Below are 16899 nucleotides of genomic sequence, written 5' to 3' on the forward strand. Positions count from 1 at the left end.
GTCCCCCTTATTCTTTGGTGGGCTGATCGGAAGAGGCTTCCGGCTGCTGCATAGCACCAGGAATCGCCTGAGAACCCGTACTGGAAAACTCAGCGGCGTCGTCTTCCTTCAGCGGCACATCTTCGTATGTTGCATTCTGGAGGACCAAGTCAAGGGCCTTGCGTTCCAGCAATTCCGTGGCCAGAGCTTCGATCAGATCTTCCCGTTCCAATCGAGCACGCACTTTGCGTGGTGATTCGTTGTTTCGTTCAGCAATTGTTTCGATTTCCGTATCGATATCGCCTTCGTCGATCTCAATCTTTTCCACATCGGCGATCTTTTGCAGCACGAAGTGTTCTTTCAGAGCTTTGGCCGTGCTTTGCAGCACGTCCTGGGTCATGAGCCGCTGCCGGGTCATGATTTCTTCTTCGCTCATACCGGCATTCCGCATTTCCATGATGCGGCGAGCCAGAATTCGCTTGGATTGGCGAGCCAAAAGGTCCTGAGGCAATTCCCAACTGCTCGAAGAGGTGATTAAACCAAACACTTCTTCCCGGGCAGACTGCCGCTGGGTATATTCTAGTCGACGTTCCAAGGCGGAGGCCATCAATTCGTCGAACTGAGCCATAGTACGAACGTTGAACATCTTCAACATATCGTCGGTTAGCTCTGGAAGAACCATAACTTCGATCTTTTTGATCGTGAAATCGGCTTTGACCAGTTGGCCGCGCAGTTCGGGATTGGCGGCCTGCTCAGAAATCTTGATTTCCACGGTCCGAGTATCGCCGGCTTTCGCCCCGGTCAGCTGTTTGCCGAATTCGGGAGCGACACCGTCCGAAAGAGCCAGGCTCTTTTCGACCTTTAACTTCATGTCGACGAGATTGTTCAGATCTTTACCATCGTGAGTGACCTTCAAATCGGCAATGATGAAGTCTTCGAGTTCAACGGCCGGAGAATCTCCCGGTTTCGGTTCGAGTTTGCCGAACTGAGCCAGGAAGCGTTTCTTTTCCGCCTGGATATCCGCGTCGTTGAAAGTTTTGGTCGGCCGTTTGAGCTTCAAACCCTTGTACTCGGGCAGATCGAACTCGGGGCGTACTTCGACGTCGAATTCATAAACCAGTGGACCATCCTCGGGCATGGTGATCTTTTCGGGATCGAGCTCCGGAGGGCTCAGCGGGGCGATGGCATTATCGGAAGCGATCTGCTCCAGACTTGCCATCAGCACTTCCATGCGAACCTGTTCCTCGACGCTGCTCTTGTAGCGGCGTTCGACGATCTTTCTCGGAGCTTTTCCGGGGCGGAAGCCACGAAGTTGTTCGTTCGAGTTCTTTACGATTTCAGTATATTTTTCGTTGAATCGCTCATCGATCGATTTGCGGTCCACGGTAACCTTGACGTGCTTTTTGCAAGGGCCGACATCGCTAATGACGACTTCCTGTGCGAGCTTGTTTTCTTCAACGGAGGTTCCCGGAGTGGCGGCGGGTGTAATCTCGTCCGTCATGAATGCCCCTTTTAACTAGAAGAGCCGCGAAGGTTTATCCCGGGGGATAGTCTTCACGGCCACCATAGGATCTACGAATCGTAAAGCGGGTGATGGGACTTGAACCCACGACAACCACGTTGGCAACGTGGCACTCTACCACTGAGTTACACCCGCATTTTGTATACGAAATGATAAGCAGACCCCTGCCTGCCAGCAAGGGGGCTTACCGAAATTTTTCACATTTCAAAGCACATCCGGCAAATCTCGCCGCACTATCGGCGGTCCCAGTGTCGGTTCGTCTCGAGTCGGGTCGGCGGCTTCTCCTAAATCCGGCTTCATATTTTTCAGCGCTTCGATTTCATCCGCTCCGATCGCATCCGACTGGGTGGCATCCAGGGCTTCTTCTCCAAAAACCACTTTATAAGGAACTCCTGCAAAGCTGATTCGATCGTTGGGTAGCAAAGCAGCCCGGCGGACTCGCTGGCCGTTGACTCGTGTACCGTTAGTGCTTCCCAGATCTCGCAGAAAAACCATTCCATCCGTTTGCACCAGAATGCAGTGCTGCTTGGAAACGCTTTTGTGGGCTACGAAGATGTCGGCATCTTCCTTGCGTCCCACGATCAGGAGCGATTTTTTGAGATCGATGGCATTACCGCCGTTGAGTGGCACAAGTCGGATTCGCATGCCCCACCTGAAATTAGAAACCTAATTCTACCGCGTGGGGCGTCAGAGAATCGATAACAAATTGGATATGTTCATCGAAATCCACGCCCAGGTCGGCCGCACCTCTCTCCATATCTTCGCGGGAAACGTTCTTGGCGAAACCCTTCGACTTCATCTTTTTTCGAACGCTCGAAGCCGTCATCCCGGTAAATTTTTCGGGTCGAACGTGGGCAACCGCGGTGATGAAGCCACAGAGCTCATCGCAGGCATATAACGCTTTGTGAAGACGGGTGACCCTCGGGCATTCGGGCAGGTAATCCGCATGAGACTTGATGGCGTAGGTGATTTCTTCGGATACGCCAAGAGATTTGAGGATCTTCTCACCTTCCAAGGGGTGCAAAGGTGGATCGGGATATCTCTCGTAGTCGAAATCGTGAAGGAGACCAACCAGGGCCCACAACTCCTCGTCTTCCTGCCACTTTCGAGCGTACGCTCGCATAGCCAATTCCACGGCTCGCATGTGCCCGCGCAGGCTTTCGCTCTTCACATATTCCTGAACGAGTTTCCAGGCTTGCGCGCGATCCATTATTTGGACTCCGCCAATTGGGTCGCCTGTTCTTTGAGTTTGTTTGCGTGGGCTTCTCGGGCAGCATTTCCCAATTCGTTGCCGCCGACCGAGTAGTTGAGATAGCGCGACCACCAATCGACGGAATCTTTCCAGGCATCCTTAATCAAAGCGGCTGAGATTTTGCCCGGTTCCGCGAGTGCCCGGAGGGAAAGCCGTTCCGCCTTCTCGTGCACTGCCATGGCTACGTAATAAAGTGCATCTTTACTCGTCATCGTAAAAACGACTCGCGAAACCAGACTCATCGCCCGTCCGGAAGCTTTGAAAATCTGTTCGATGTTACCTTGGGCCAGTGCTTTCGCCGATGCGTCGTTACTTCGTTCCGCCCGGCTGAGTGCTGCATAGGCCTGGTTCGCCGCCTCGCACCATTTGAAGACTTCTTTTTCCAAATTGGGGTCTTTCTGGATGATCTGCCGTTCGGCTTCGGCAGTATCCTTAAGCTTCAGAAGCTTATTGATCGTATCATTCAATGAACCGCGGAAGAGGCCTTGAACAATCGGCGGATCCGCTTCCGGATTGCCATCCATATTGAAATGCATTTTCAGAAAGCCGTTAGAGAAGATCTTGAGTGGCCCACCGCGTGCCTGCTCGCTTTCCAGGGTGAAGAACACCCGAGGAAAAGCTTCCATGGGAATAACCTGGCTTCGAATCTGATCGAGTATTGGCGGGTTAATTGCCAATAGCTGTATCAGATGGCAAAAATTAGCCGGATCTCCCGGTACATTCCAGATTTGCGGTTCGAACCCGGCATCCTTGAGTTTCGTCATCGCGGCCACCACATCGCGATGCAAAGAGAGCTCGTGCTTCAGATCTTCATCCAGGAATTTCATTCGTGCGGCCAGAGAGGACAAGGGGGCCGCGATAAAAGGGACTGATTGTCGAACCTGATCCGAAGTGAGTGTAAAAGGGCGTTTCGGTTCGATAATTCGGCTAACCAGTTCCCCGTCTTTCTTCAGATCTTGAATTTTTGCAGGTTGGCCACCGGCGAGCATAACCTGCGTGCCGGTCTGAGAATCAAAAATCAACATGTCCTTTCCAATCAAGACCCCGACTCCCCAGATCGGGGCCACCTTGGGCGCCGAGCTTGGGGCTGGACCTGATTTAGAAGCGGGGTTAGGAGCATTTCCCGACAGGAACATCGTTTTGTTCAATTCAGGGGGCGCCAACAAAAACCCTTCCAAATCGAGGTGTCTTAGAAGCGCGAGAAAGGTGTATGAACGATCCCAAGGCATTCCGCAACCGGACTGCAGTGTGATATGCGCGGGAGCTGCCATCGAGGCCTGTAATGGACGATTCTTGATGTAAACTTGTCGACAGACCCACTCGAATGCTTTTTTGGCCCGGAGTTCCGGTGCCAATTTAGATAGCTGGAGATTTTTTTCGACTTCGCGAAGGAGAAGATTTTCCTCCAGGTAGATGGCGTCCGCCAGGACGAACTCTTCACTGATCAGAAATTCCGCATCTGGCTTGAGGGAAAGCGCGGGGATGCTGGTCAGCGACTCTTTCAGGCCCGCGACGGCCTTCTTCAGCTTTAGGGCCTTCGCTTCGGGCAGACTGGCGATGTAGTTCTGAAGCAATTCCTTGCAACTGTTGGCATCGATAGGTTTATCGAGATAAGCGGCCAGGGAACTCTCCCGGTTTTCGGTAGAGCTGTCCTTGTTCGCTTTCTTTTTGGTATCACTCGAACTGGAGCAACCGACCCCGGCAAATAAAGTACCGGCAACAAACAGTAACCAAAATCGTCGCATCGGGTCTCACTCCGGTTTAACAGCATCTCTAATTCGCAGGCAGGTTTTTATCAGTTTCGGCAGATCATCCAGCGAGATCATATTCGGCCCATCGCTCAGAGCCTTGTCCGGGTTCGGATGGGTTTCCAGGAATATCGCATTACACCCAGCGGCCACGGCTGCTTTGGCGAGATAGGGTACCATTCGTCGGTCCCCTCCTGTGCTGCTACCCTGGCTCCCGGGGGTCTGAACGCTGTGTGTGGCATCGAAAACCACAGGAAAGCCAATGTCTTGCATCCAGGGAATCGCTCGCATGTCGTTGACGAGATTCCCGTAGCCGAAGGTCGAGCCTCTTTCCGTGAAAATCAGACGAGGATTGTTTTCCTCGCGCATTTTCGCAGCGACATTCTTCATATCCCAGGGAGCCATGAATTGGCCCTTTTTCACATTCACAACGCGACCGGTTCTGGCCGCGGAAAGAACTAGGTCGGTCTGTCGGGCCAAAAAAGCCGGAATCTGAAGGATGTCGCAGACCTCCGCCACGGCAGCCACCTGATCCACTTCGTGAATGTCGGTGGTGACGCGGAGCCCCAATTCTTTTTTGACCGTGGCGAGAGTTCTGAGACCACTCTCCAACCCCGGCCCCCGGAAGGATTTTCCCGAAGTCCTGTTCGCTTTGTCGAAGGAGGCTTTGAATATTAAAGGAATATTCAATTCTTCGCTGGTTCGTTTCAGAAATTCGGCAATCCTCAGTGTCAGATCGTGCGATTCTATCACGCAAGGACCCGCGATCCAAACCAGTGGATTTTCCCCGCCGCAAAGAATCCCTTCGATATCGACCGGTTGCATGGTCGCTCCTTACCCCATAATCCTTAATTCATTACGTTATGGATAGAGTTTCGTTCAAATTTCAGTAGGGAGAACCCTTCCTGGATATACGATAATTTAAACGGAGTTCTCTGAACTCTGGAGAGCGAATCCATTTCGGAGTGAAGGAATTGTTCATCTTTCTTCTCGGTGCAGGCATTATCATTGCCCTGCTTCCGCTGTGCGTTTATCTCTATGGGCTCTCTTCCCTGAATTCTCGCAATCGACCCACCCTGATTACCGGAAGTATCGATTTTTCACTCCTGATCCTGGGGCTATCCGGATTTTTGATCTTTGGCGGACCGGTCGCCATCTCGTTGTTCGATAGCAGCCTGTCCGGTTTATGGATGGGATCTTCCCTCAAGGCAATTGCAGTTTCCTTTGCGAAAAACGAGCGGATTATCATTGGGCTGTGCTGCTTTTATTTGCTGCTTTTGATAGTGCTTTTGGTTTTCGGATTTCGAAGGCGGTCGCGCACTTCAGTGGTTTATAACATCAGTCGAGATGGATTCTTAAACGTTCTCGCCGAGACTTTGAATCAGAAATGGGAAGCCCCAATCCTCAATTCCACGACTGTACCTCTCACGATTTATCCCGGTTCCTTGAGCATCGAGGAAAACGTGCCCTTTCGCTGCCTAAGTATTGCCTGGTTAAATGTGCCTCGAACAATTCAGTCCAAGCTTGAAAGCGAACTTGCGTTGAAGCTCAAAAAACTGGAAGTTTCGCCCGGTCCTATTGCCGACACACTTCTGAACATTGCCACGGGGATCGGCTTGGTCATGTTCCTTTGGATTTTGGTCATCTTCCTGATGTTTCGAGGTATTTTTTAAGGCTGAGTAAAGTGCGCTGGACAGGAAGGTTGGGCAGGATTTAAGGTTTTTGGCGATTCTTGGCAATTTTCTTCATGTGCTAACCGTTTTTCGTTGCAACTCTCCTGTCGTAAATGCCGATTCTATCACCATGATGTGGTACGTTCTTCGGAGGTTGTCGCAATGAAGCGGATTTTATTCAGCCTGGCTTGTTTGATGGGTCTTGCCGGTGTTTCAAGCGCTCAGGCGCCCATGATGCCGGGTTCCCAGCCCTATCCCCCAGGCTACGGCCAGATGCCTCAGAATCCCGCGGGTTATGGTCAGATGCCTCAGATGGGTGGCGTGATGCCCGCCAATTTTCAGGGCGGTTACGGTCCTCAAATGAATCCTTACGCCGCTCCGGTAGCCGCTTCTGCTCCCGGCGGTGGCGATAGCGGTCGATTTGGCTTCAATCCGATTTTCAAGCGCATGTTCCATCTCAAGGATAGTGGATGTGCCAACGGCAAGTGCGCAAATGGCGCGGGCAAAGGTCCGGGCAACGCCGCTTCGACGGGCGGAACTCTGGTATTTCCGAACCAGCAGTTCATTCGAAGTCCTCGCGACTTCTTCATGGAAAACTAGTAGTCGTCCGGGGCGTCAATCGATGCCCAGTCCACTGCTTTAGTTCGATCGAAAGCTGCGATAATTGACTTCCGCGAAGATAGGATTTCGACTCTCGAGAATTTCCAGTTTCTCGAGGTCGATTCTTTGTCGTTCCACCTGCTGGAGTAAATCGTCGGCATTTTCCAGATGGGTGTGCGTGCGTTGCACGGCATAATCGAACATCGTACCCATTTTCATGATGAAGGCCCAATCGGAAGACTGAGCTAACAGGATTTCGCGAACGGCCTGATTCATTGCCCGTTCGAGGATCCGATCCGGAATTTCCAATTGATTGGCCAAGTCCTGGAGCCGATCCACAATTCGATGCAGGTTCGGATAGATCCAGTCATTCGCCTGATTCAGCCAGACTTCACAGTAGCCTCCCTCTCCCCAGCTTGAAAAAGCGGGCGTGCAAATTTGAACGATGGGGAATTTCTCCAGATAGTCCGGCACGGCGATTAATTGAATCTCCTCAGATTCTAATGCAGTCAGGCGAACTAACTTGTCGAGCCACTCCGGCCCTTCGAACCACCAATGTCCAAACAATTCTGCATCGAACGGAGCAGTTACCAGGGGGGGACGCTCCGGCATAGCCTCCGTCAGCCATTGAATCTGCTTTAATCGGCTGCAAAGAAAGTGATCCGCATGCACGGAGGCTCTCTCGGACGCGCGATCCGGCTCGTAAACCTCCTTATTTTCGGTTCGTCCGGTTATGCGCTGGTACTTTAATCCGGTAAAGTGTCGGACCCCGAGCGAATGAAGATGCGGTTTCAGATAATCGAAATCGAGTTGAAAGCCGATGTCGTGATAGAAGTCTCGATACCAGGCGTCGGCCGGGTATCCTTCGACCGGGGACCATACCTGCCGTGCCGTTTCTGAATCCCGGCCAACCGCAACGATTTCCAGGTTGGGGAGTACGACGGGAGCATAAACGCCGTACCGCGGACGAGGCTCGGCATTGGTTATACCATGCGTATCCACGAAGAAATAGCGCAGTCCGGCCCGGGAGAGTACCTCCTCCAAGCCGGGATAGTAGCCGCACTCCGGTAGCCAGATGCCTTGTGGTCTTCGCCCGAACTGCTTTTCGAACTCCCGACAGCCCAACTCCACTTGGACGCCAACGGCCACTGGATTTTGAACCAGCGGCAAGAAGGGGTGAGTGGCCGCACAGGTGATTAGTTCCAGATGGCCGGCTTCAAAAAAATATCGAAAACCTTTCAGCAGGTCGCAATCCCAGATTTTGACATAAGTTTCGCGACACTGGTACAGGCGTTGAAGATACATCTCCACCACAATCCGTAGTTTCGAATCCCATTGGACGCGGCCCTGCTCTTTATCTGCAAGTTCGATGAGATTATCGAGATAGCGGAGATAACGCTCCTTCAGCATTTTATCTTCAAGCATGGCCGAGAGGGTCGGCGTGATGGACATCGTCAATCGCCAGGCCAGTTTGTCCTGGCACCAGCCCTGGAAGCGATTCAACAACGGGAGATAGGTTTCGGTGATGGCTTCAAATAGCCAGTCCTCTTCGAGAACATCGCCATGCTCCGGATGTCGAACGTAAGGAAGATGGGCATGAAGTACCAGACACAAATAGCCCTTCGGCATCAGCGGCATCATGAATCCTTACCAGACAGATCAGCCTTTCCAAGCCGCTACTTTACCAGACAACTCATCGAGCACCAACGATTTCGTAGAAGAATATCCTCTAAGACAGATAGGCTGAAATGGTGTCTGATCGAATGATCTTTCGCGGGACTTTCAGATCAGTATCCGACTCAAATAGATGCGAATAGGGATCGTCCGGATCGCTAGGGGAGAGCGGAATTGCCAGAAAACCCGGGGATCTGAATCCAATTTCGAGTCGGCCGTATCCTCTATTGAGGTTCAGAGCCTTCGCGCCATTCTGGGTGATCATCCGCAGAAGATTCTCGCCAGGCACCTCGGGATAGAGCCGATGAACATGCCGGGCTTCGGAAAGAGTATCCAAGTCGGGATTGGAAGCCAGTGAATCCGTGCCCAGACAGACGTTGATTCCGGCTGCCATAAACTCGCGAAACGGATGTGGCGGATGCTCGAAGGCGGAATGAGTCCGCGGGCAATAAACGACGGAGTGACCCTTTTTTACTAAATGTTCCGGGGACAAATAATTGCCATGCACAACGAGAGAGTAGTCGGGCAACGCTTGCAGCAACCATTCCCAACTCGGTGCCAATTCGTCGGGTTGCCAGATATGAAACTCTTTCAGGAACTCTGCGAATGGACCTTCGTGATTCTCGAGTAAGTCTCGCTCTTCCAGAAACTCTCCGATATGACTGCAGACCTTCTTCGAGCACCGCCCAGCCAATTCAAATAACTTTCGGGACGTGCTATAGGGGGCGTGCGGACTTAGTCCCAAAATGGAGTTCCCAGAGGCCACGTCTGCTTCTTCGAGCCGTTGATAGGCTCGCCAAGATTGTTCCTGTCGAGAGGTTGTCAGTCCCAATACTTCAAAAAAGCGAAGTATTGTGAATTCCGAGTGGTCTTTAAAGGCGGGGTAGTTGGTGGTCGAAATGTCGCCGAGTCCTATGGATCCGGAATCTAAAATTTGCTGGAAGCCGTTTTGAATGGCGAGATCCATCGTATCTCTACTCTGCGACATTCGAAATTGAATAACTTTTTTGATCCATCGGATGTAATCCGAATCGGGAGGATTCAACCCGGCCATACCCGTAAGGTCGAGATGCGTGTGTGCATTGATTAATAGCGGAAGTATCGCACAATTTCCCAAATCGATATCGACTTGCATCCCGCATCGACGGCCTATCTCCAGGATTTGAAAAGAGGCATCGAGTTCGATTTTGCCGTCCGCTATGGGCGCACTGGTCACAGGGAAGATCCAGCGGGCGGCGATAGTGACCTTACGATCCTTCATGTCTTCCCGGGGTTCTGAATTTTCGTTCAATCCACTTCGACTGCGTCCACGTTATGGACAATCGCTTCAGGGCGTTTCGTTTGCTGCAGCATCACCACGGTATCGATGACGAAAATTCCCAATCCCACCCATACAAAAAAGAAACTGAACCGCTTCGACTCGCTGAACTCTTCCTGAAATACGTAGATTGCTATCAGAAGTTGGATCGTAGGTGACAGATACTGAATGAAGCCGAGCGAAATTAAACCCACCCTCCGTACGGCCTGGGCAAAGCAAATCAAAGGAGCGGTGGTAACCACCCCCGCCAGAACGATCCAAAGGTCCTGAACGCCCGGAGGATGCAGAAATTGCATCTTCCCCTGCAATGCTAGAAAAGTCAGGTAAGTGATCGCGAACGGCAGCAATACGATCGTTTCTATTGTGAAACCAATCAACCCATCGACGGGGGCGATTTTACGCATGACCCCGTAGAGGCCGAAACTGAAAGTTAAAAATAGCCCCAGCCAGGGAATATCACCATAGGTCCAGATCATTCGCCCGATACCAAAAGCGGCAATGGCCAGAGCCAGCCCCTGCAATGGGCGCAATCGTTCTCCAAAGAAGATCATTCCGAACGCGACATTCGCCAGGGGAAGCATGAAATAGCCGAGGCTGGATTCCAGCAATCGATTGGTGTAAACGGAAACGATGTAGCCGTACCAGTTTCCCACGAGCAATAGTGCACTCACGGCAAGAATGGCCACGGTTTTTGGCTTGCGAAGAGTCAATCGCAGATCGTTCCAGCGCTTGAGCGCGGTTAACAAGAGGGCGAGAACGACGATCGACCAAAAGGTTCGGTGAGCAAGGATTTCGTAGGAATCTACATTTTTTACAGTTTTGAAGTAGAGTGGCACTAAGCCCCAAATTATGTAGGCGATCAGACCGTAAATCAGGCCTTCTCGAAGTGATTTTTGAGGTTCGCTCACGAATTTCCTTTCCAGATCGCATCCAGCGACTGGCCACGGAGATGTCTGGCGTAAAGTTGATGGAAGTGGTAGCCACCGTTCTCCCGCTTCACGCTAAATCTTCCCTGGGAGTAGAAATGGCTGCGAATATTTTTTTGAACTTCCGCACAGATCAGATCGTCCTCTTCCTGCACCTTCTGAGCGACCCGAATGCTTTCTTCTTTGAATGAAATGGATGCTGGATAGGATCCCGCGGCAAAGTAGAAATCGAAAATGACATCGCAGCTTTCTGTCGTTCTCGGGATCACGTAGTTCAGATCCATCACTCCCTCATAGTGGTTCAACATAAAATTCGGGTAGAACCACCAGTAGGATGCACTGCTCCCCTGTCGGGTTCGATTCGCTGCGGCATCTTCCGGATTCTGAGTGAGCGGACTGGATTGCAAACTAGCCCAGGGATGCAGCTCCGTCCGGTAGAGCTTGTAATCGAGCGATCCTGCTAAAGTCGGATGAACCGTATTGACGTGGTAGCCGCCGTCCAGATAGTTGTCGATATAGATCTTCCAGTTCGACTTAACGGGAAAAACTACGCGTTTGAAGAACTGGAGAGTTCGCAGCTTCTGCTGGAACTCATCGGATAATGGAGCAAAGAATTCGTCTAAAGCTGGCCCGCTTTGCTCTATTCGAGCAAAAAGAAAATCCCCCCAGATGGCAGAATGAATCTCGACAAGGCCATTGTCTTCCCTTGTGAAATTCTCAACCCCATCAAACTCCGGCACACCTCGTAATTTGCCCTGGAGATCATAGGTCCAGCCATGATACCGGCATCGAAGTTTCGAGCATCGGCCGCAATCCTCATCGATAATTGGGGCGGCCCGATGCCGGCAGATATTCAAAAATACTCGTATTTGCTGGTCTTCGCCGCGGATCGCAAATATCGGTTCCGGACCGATCCAACTGCGAACGTAGGAGCCCGATTGCTCCAGTTGTTGAATCGAGCAGACGTACTGCCAGGTCTGAGGAAACAAAATGCGGGATTCCCTCTCAGCGACTACATTTGAGAAATAGCATTCGCTGGGAATGGTGCTGGCTTGCGAAAGCGGCTTCCGATCGTCGAATGCATGCAGGATCGACTCGATTTCGGTCATGACCACTTCCTGTCGTCGCACTCGAAGACTGTTAAATTGTGACTGCCGAAAAGCCACCATCGACAATTATATTTTGTCCGGTCACGAACGAGGAGGCTTTTGAAGAGGCCAGAAATACGACAGCTCCCGCCAATTCATGGGCTTCACCGAATCGAGCCATGGGCGTGTGACCGATGATTTGGCCGCCGCGCTCGCTGTAGCTGCCATCTTCCCGAAAGAGAAGCTTGCGATTTTGTTCTGCGGGGAAAAATCCCGGACTGATCGCATTAACTCGTACTCCCCGAGTCGCCCATTCCCGAGCTAGGAACTGAGTGAGGTTGATTACCGCCGCTTTCGCTGCGGAATAAGCCACCACTCGAGATAGGGGTATAATACCGGCCATAGAAGCAATATTGATGATGCTGCCCTTCCCAGCGGCCAGCATACTCTCTCCAAAAACTTGTGCCGGCAGCAGTACACCGCCCACCAGATTGAGATCGAAAACTCCCTGCCAGGCATTCAAGGGGAGTTTGCAGAAATCGGCACCGGGGGGGAGTGTCGCATCCGGGCGATTGCCACCCGCGGCATTGATCAGGATGGTTGCCGTCCCGAATTTCGTTTCACATTGCTGCCTAGCAGCCACCAGACTGTCGCGATCCGTCGAGTCCGCGCTAACGAAAATGGCTTCTCCGCCAGCTGCAGCGATTGCACGAACTCTCTCGAGCCCGCGCTCTGCATTGCGGCCAAGGATGGCCACACGAGCTCCGGCTTGAGCCAGAGCTTCGGCGATGCCGCCGCCCAAAACTCCAGTACCGCCGATAACGACGGCCACCTCTCCCTGGAGGTTGAACAGATTAGTTTTCACTAGGTTATCTCGTTTTGAGCCAGACTTCGTTCAGCCAATGAATAAGGGAACCAGATGTCGATTATAAATATTGTCTATGACGTTTTTGGAAACTTGGTCCGCATTCACTTTCAGAAGATCCAGGTAGGCCTGTCCTTTTTTCGCAGCGACTTTGAACGATACGTGCAGAAGTTGACGGAAATTCGCATTGAACTCCGGATGGCTGGGAATGTGCCGTAATGTGTTCGCAATCTGAGTGCCCGACCAGGAGTTCACGAGACTTACGCTGGGCAACTGATCGCGTTGAATGTCGATCACACTCGCGTAGGGGGCGCAAAATTCCTCGGCATGTTCATATGCGTAGGCGTAGATTTCCTTGACCATCGCCAACCCCGCCCCGCCCGCTTCCGCCAAGCCAATTAACTCTTCCAACCAGGTCGTTCCGGCAGTTTTCACGTGCAAACCCGCACCCGTTCGGGCCAGAGCTTTCCGGATGATCGGATAGATCGAGAATTTGTCGCTGCCGCTGTGTACGCTCAATTTTAAATTTGACGGTATCCCATATTTACTGATGGCGAAGGCGATGACGGCCAAGTCTTCGTTGAATTCCGTTTCGAATTGGCTGAGATCGCCGACGTAATCGACCCCTTTATTGAATCGACCCGTGAATTTGGGTGCTATAGTTTGGACCTTCACACCTTCCTCGGCCAGCAGCACCAGAATGACGAGTAGCTCCGGTGGCGTTTGCGGCGCATCCGTTTCGTCCATTGAAACTTCTGCTATGAACTCCCCCTCTCCCCCTTTTTTGGTCGAGATATGTCGGTAGATCTTTCCGGCTTCCTGAACCGCCAGAAGGTATTTGCGTACGATCTTCTCTAGCTCTGCTGGCCTGATCGTGAGTTTTCGAGCGATGCCTGGGATTACGAGATCCCCCAGAAGTTCGGGATGCTTGTGCAGGAAAATTTTCACCGTATCTTCACTAGCCGGCTTGCCAATGCTGTCGGCAACATCGATTGTGAAGAAATCAGAGCAGGACATGAATCGATCGACAGTCTCCAGGCGGATGTGATCCGCATCGATGTGCCAGCCTTTTCGCCAGCCGAGCTGAGTGACCGCTTTCAGGGCAGAATCGTAAACACTTTGCGGCTCCGAACCGATAAAAGAGTGCTCCCGGTTCGATTTGTTCCAAACGGGTACGATTTCCACCCCTTTGTCCGAGATCATTTGAAATGCTCGGAGTTGAGCGGTTGCCTGGAGGCCAAAGCGATCACCCACACCAAAGGAGAATTTTTCGAGCATCCTCATCAATTCAGCTCCGCTTACTATTACCCAGGTTGACAGTAACGAGCATTCTACTCAGAGTGTTAGTGCTCAAAAAGGTGATTCGGGGTGTCCGGGAACACTCGGCGGAAATATTGAAAAAAACAGCAGTAGTGCAGGCATAAAAATTATTCAGAAATTTCACTCTCATTTCTGGAAATAGACGCGGATTTTGCAAGGAAATGATAGACTCAAAAGGTAATCCGAACCGACAGAGAAGAAATCCAGGATTTTTTATCTTCACGTCGCTTGACGAGATTCTAAATCCTTTCTAAGAAGCGACTACGATTAGAGATTTTTCGGTATTGACAACCGTACAGAACTAGCGGTTAATTGCCGAATATTAAAGGGTATTTTGTCGGCCAATCCGACCGAGCGAGGGGATCGCATGAGCTTACGACTTTTAAACAAGGCGCTCACAGTGACACGAGAGTCTTCCACTGAACATTCTGAGTGGAAGCAACTGCTGTTGCCTTCCACGTTATCGATCTTCTCGGCCAAAGATGATGACGATGAAGATTTCGATGATGACGAAGAAGAGGATGACGATGATGACGAGGAAGAGGATGATGAAGAGGACGATCTGGAAGATGACGACCTCGACGATGATTTCGACGACGAAGATGACTTTGATGATGAAGATCTCGACGACGACGAAGACGATCTAGATGATGAAGATCTGGACGAGGACTTCGACGACGATGATTTCGACGATGAGGACGATGATTTCGACGACGAAGAGGACGATGATGAAGATGACGAGGAGGACGAAGTAGAGGAAGATGATGAAGACTGATCGATAAAACTATAGACTTCCGACCTGCCCTCGTTTTCACGAGGGCTTTTTTGATGTTCTGAGGCAACTTTTTTTATCCAAAAAAATTGGCCTTGTCACGACCCGGGGGACCTGGGTATAAAACCGTACCGAGGATTCTAGAATCCTCGGATCATCGGCAGGATGGCCGGTGACACCACCAGATTTACACCACGGAGGGTTCGATGAAGATGTCTGCACGTCCAGTCATTGGTATCAACGCTGATTTCTTTAACGCCTCAAAAACCTATTCAGCCCACGCCCGCGTTAACGCGGGGTATTTCGATGCCATTCTGCACGCGGGGGGCTTGCCGGTCATTATTCCCCCCTTGGGCAAAGAAGCGGATATCTCGGAAATGCTCGACATGCTGGACGGTGTCCTGCTGACTGGTGGATTGGATATCGATCCTCGCCGCAACGGCCAACCCGCCCATCCAACTGTTCAACCCATGGCCGAACGCCGCGAAATGAACGATAAAATTCTCATCCAGAAAATCGTCGAACGAAAGATGCCGGTCCTGGCTATTGGCGTCGGAATGCAGCAACTGAACGTCTATCTGGGTGGTACTCTTTTTATGCACATCCCAAATGATGTGCCCAAGGCCATGCCCCATTTCGACGCGACTGGCGGTCCGCATCGCCATATCGTGCTTCTCGAAGCCGATTCTAAAATTGAGGATCTTTATGGGACTAACGAATTGCGAGTGAATTCCCGCCATCATCAGGCAGTCGATCAGGTAGCTCCGCGTCTTCGCGTTGGGGCTCGTTGCCCCGATGGGATTATCGAATCGATCGAATCGATTGATCCCAACTGGTTCTGCATGGGTTTACAGTGGCATCCGGAAGCCGATACCGCCTCGGCGCTGGATCTGCAATTATTCGACTGCTTCGTTCAGTCCTCGGTGAGAAGTTCAGATCGTCTCCAACTGGCAGCTTAGAGTTTTTCAGCTATGGGTTCTAGTGTAGTGTCCCAGAAATAGCGTTACTTTTAGCTCCTTTTTGCGGTTTACTCTATAGAGGAGGAGAAAACCCATGAAAGTCGCGCTGCCAATCTTACTTTCTGACGAGGAACGACAAACTTTGACTTCTTGGTCTCGGGGACGAAGTACTCCCGCTCGGCTGGTCCTGCGGGCGAAGATCATACTCGCAGCGGCCGCGGGTGTACGGAACAAGGACATTGCTGAGGAATGCGGCACGTCGAAGCCCACGGTGGCGCGCTGGCGGACCCGATTTGCGAAGCTGCGTTTGGCGGGTATCGAACGGGACGCTTCGCGGCCGGGTCGAACGCCAGCGATCAGCCGGAAAGTCGTCGAAGAAATTCTCCGCAAGACCACTCAGGAGAAACCATCCGGTGCGACTCATTGGAGCACACGAACGATGGCCCAAGAGGTAGGAGTGAGCAAAGCCACCGTGCAGCGGGTCTGGTCGTCCCACGGTCTGAAGCCTCATTTGCATAAGACCTTCAAGGTATCGAATGATCCTCAATTCGCCGAGAAACTGTGGGATGTAGTGGGCTTGTACTTGAACCCTCCCGAGCACGCCCTGGTGCTCAGTTGCGATGAGAAGAGTCAGATACAAGCCCTTGATCGCACGCAAAAAGCTTGCCCATGGTACCCGGCCGTTGCGGCACTCTGACTCACGATTACATGCGTCATGGCACCACCACTCTGTTCGCGGCTTTGAACGTGGCCGAGGGAATTGTGATTGGCGAGTGCATGCCGCGACATCGACACCAGGAATGGATCAAGTTTCTCAAACGGATCGAGACGGCCACCGATCCGTCCTTGGATTTGCATTTGATCGTGGATAACTACGCTACGCATAAGCATCCCAAAGTTAAGCGTTGGCTAGCCCGGCATCCTCGATTCCACATGCATTTCATCCCCACGAGTAGTTCCTGGATGAATCTGGTGGAGCGTTGGTTTCGCGACTTGACGGACAAACGACTGCGTCGAGGGACATTTCGAAGCGTGCCGCAATTAATCCAGGCGATTGAAGGCTACATCGATCATCACAACAACACAGGAAAGGGATTCCAGTGGACCGCCAAAGCCGAGGCTATTCTGGAGAAAGTCCGCCGGGCGAGGGCTACCTTGGATAAAACACATTCTGTGTGAGACACTACACTAGTGTGTTAACCC

The 16899-nt window shown here is 51.8% G+C and carries 15 protein-coding genes, 1 tRNA gene and 1 pseudogene; 5 read left to right on the forward strand and 12 right to left on the reverse strand.

The genetic code is table 11. From position 1 onward, the window contains the following. Positions 1 to 7 precede the first annotated feature (7 nt). The 6 genes from tig to kdsA form a co-directional block, all read right to left on the reverse strand. A complete protein-coding gene (gene tig, locus KIH39_RS05885) occupies positions 8 to 1480 on the reverse strand; it encodes a trigger factor (RefSeq protein ID WP_213498331.1) in 1473 nt (490 codons plus the stop codon). Positions 1481 to 1564: 84 nt separating this feature from the next. After that, a tRNA-Gly gene (locus KIH39_RS05890) sits at positions 1565 to 1636 on the reverse strand. A gap of 69 nt (positions 1637 to 1705) precedes the next feature. Further along, positions 1706 to 2146: an FHA domain-containing protein gene (locus KIH39_RS05895; RefSeq protein WP_213498332.1), complete on the reverse strand. Its 441-nt coding sequence runs from the start codon at positions 2144 to 2146 to the stop codon at positions 1706 to 1708. Between the two features lie 13 nt (positions 2147 to 2159). Continuing rightward, positions 2160 to 2711, reverse strand: a complete 552-nt coding sequence (locus tag KIH39_RS05900) for an HD domain-containing protein (protein ID WP_213498333.1) — start codon at positions 2709 to 2711, stop codon at positions 2160 to 2162. After that, entirely contained in the window at positions 2711 to 4498 is a 1788-nt protein-coding gene (locus KIH39_RS05905; RefSeq protein ID WP_213498334.1) for a hypothetical protein, read from the reverse strand. Before KIH39_RS05905 ends, KIH39_RS05900 begins: the two co-directional genes overlap by 1 nt. A gap of 6 nt (positions 4499 to 4504) precedes the next feature. After that, a complete protein-coding gene (gene kdsA, locus KIH39_RS05910; protein ID WP_213498335.1) occupies positions 4505 to 5326 on the reverse strand; it encodes a 3-deoxy-8-phosphooctulonate synthase in 822 nt (273 codons plus the stop codon). Positions 5327 to 5475: 149 nt separating this feature from the next. On the opposite strand from kdsA, the gene KIH39_RS05915 reads away from it, so the two are divergent. Beyond that, positions 5476 to 6174, forward strand: a complete 699-nt coding sequence (locus KIH39_RS05915) for a hypothetical protein (RefSeq protein WP_213498336.1) — start codon at positions 5476 to 5478, stop codon at positions 6172 to 6174. Positions 6175 to 6336: 162 nt separating this feature from the next. Continuing rightward, complete coding sequence (locus KIH39_RS05920; RefSeq protein WP_213498337.1) at positions 6337 to 6774, forward strand: hypothetical protein; 438 nt, start codon at positions 6337 to 6339, stop codon at positions 6772 to 6774. Positions 6775 to 6813: 39 nt separating this feature from the next. Here the strand turns inward: KIH39_RS05920 and KIH39_RS05925 are convergent, their stop codons facing one another. From KIH39_RS05925 to KIH39_RS05950, 6 genes are all read right to left on the reverse strand, one after another. Beyond that, positions 6814 to 8415, reverse strand: a complete 1602-nt coding sequence (locus tag KIH39_RS05925; protein ID WP_213498338.1) for a glycoside hydrolase family 57 protein — start codon at positions 8413 to 8415, stop codon at positions 6814 to 6816. Positions 8416 to 8503: 88 nt separating this feature from the next. Next, on the reverse strand, positions 8504 to 9709 hold the full coding sequence (locus tag KIH39_RS05930) for an amidohydrolase family protein (RefSeq protein ID WP_213498339.1): 1206 nt from the start codon (positions 9707 to 9709) through the stop codon (positions 8504 to 8506). Positions 9710 to 9735: 26 nt separating this feature from the next. Continuing rightward, complete coding sequence (rarD, locus tag KIH39_RS05935; RefSeq protein ID WP_213498340.1) at positions 9736 to 10674, reverse strand: EamA family transporter RarD; 939 nt, start codon at positions 10672 to 10674, stop codon at positions 9736 to 9738. After that, positions 10671 to 11801: an aromatic ring-hydroxylating oxygenase subunit alpha gene (locus KIH39_RS05940; RefSeq protein ID WP_213498341.1), complete on the reverse strand. Its 1131-nt coding sequence runs from the start codon at positions 11799 to 11801 to the stop codon at positions 10671 to 10673. Before KIH39_RS05940 ends, rarD begins: the two co-directional genes overlap by 4 nt. 31 nt (positions 11802 to 11832) lie before the next feature. Beyond that, a complete protein-coding gene (locus tag KIH39_RS05945) occupies positions 11833 to 12645 on the reverse strand; it encodes an SDR family oxidoreductase (RefSeq protein WP_213498342.1) in 813 nt (270 codons plus the stop codon). 30 nt (positions 12646 to 12675) lie between these two features. Then, entirely contained in the window at positions 12676 to 13929 is a 1254-nt protein-coding gene (locus KIH39_RS05950) for a tagaturonate epimerase family protein (RefSeq protein ID WP_213498343.1), read from the reverse strand. A gap of 370 nt (positions 13930 to 14299) precedes the next feature. Here KIH39_RS05950 and KIH39_RS05955 point away from each other — a divergent pair, with 370 nt between their 5' ends. The 3 genes and pseudogenes from KIH39_RS05955 (at position 14300) to KIH39_RS05965 (ending at position 16875) form a co-directional block, all read left to right on the forward strand. Next, complete coding sequence (locus tag KIH39_RS05955) at positions 14300 to 14740, forward strand: hypothetical protein (RefSeq protein ID WP_213498344.1); 441 nt, start codon at positions 14300 to 14302, stop codon at positions 14738 to 14740. 209 nt (positions 14741 to 14949) lie between these two features. Further along, positions 14950 to 15696 carry a gamma-glutamyl-gamma-aminobutyrate hydrolase family protein gene (locus tag KIH39_RS05960; RefSeq protein WP_246539552.1) on the forward strand — a complete coding sequence of 249 codons (747 nt, stop codon included), beginning with the start codon at positions 14950 to 14952 and terminating at the stop codon, positions 15694 to 15696. 94 nt (positions 15697 to 15790) lie between these two features. Continuing rightward, positions 15791 to 16875: pseudogene (locus KIH39_RS05965) on the forward strand (IS630 family transposase). Positions 16876 to 16899: the final 24 nt, after the last annotated feature.

The organism is Telmatocola sphagniphila, assembly GCF_018398935.1.
GTDB lineage: Bacteria > Planctomycetota > Planctomycetia > Gemmatales > Gemmataceae > Telmatocola > Telmatocola sphagniphila.

Coding starts and splice junctions, on each gene's coding strand:
- tig (WP_213498331.1), bottom strand. CDS start 1,480: ATGACGGACGAGATTACACCCGCCGCCACTCCGGGAACCTCCGTTGAA.
- KIH39_RS05895 (WP_213498332.1), bottom strand. CDS start 2,146: ATGCGAATCCGACTTGTGCCACTCAACGGCGGTAATGCCATCGATCTC.
- KIH39_RS05900 (WP_213498333.1), bottom strand. CDS start 2,711: ATGGATCGCGCGCAAGCCTGGAAACTCGTTCAGGAATATGTGAAGAGC.
- KIH39_RS05905 (WP_213498334.1), bottom strand. CDS start 4,498: ATGCGACGATTTTGGTTACTGTTTGTTGCCGGTACTTTATTTGCCGGG.
- kdsA (WP_213498335.1), bottom strand. CDS start 5,326: ATGCAACCGGTCGATATCGAAGGGATTCTTTGCGGCGGGGAAAATCCA.
- KIH39_RS05920 (WP_213498337.1), top strand. CDS start 6,337: ATGAAGCGGATTTTATTCAGCCTGGCTTGTTTGATGGGTCTTGCCGGT.
- KIH39_RS05925 (WP_213498338.1), bottom strand. CDS start 8,415: ATGATGCCGCTGATGCCGAAGGGCTATTTGTGTCTGGTACTTCATGCC.
- KIH39_RS05930 (WP_213498339.1), bottom strand. CDS start 9,709: ATGAAGGATCGTAAGGTCACTATCGCCGCCCGCTGGATCTTCCCTGTG.
- KIH39_RS05940 (WP_213498341.1), bottom strand. CDS start 11,801: ATGACCGAAATCGAGTCGATCCTGCATGCATTCGACGATCGGAAGCCG.
- KIH39_RS05950 (WP_213498343.1), bottom strand. CDS start 13,929: ATGAGGATGCTCGAAAAATTCTCCTTTGGTGTGGGTGATCGCTTTGGC.
- KIH39_RS05960 (WP_246539552.1), top strand. CDS start 14,950: ATGTCTGCACGTCCAGTCATTGGTATCAACGCTGATTTCTTTAACGCC.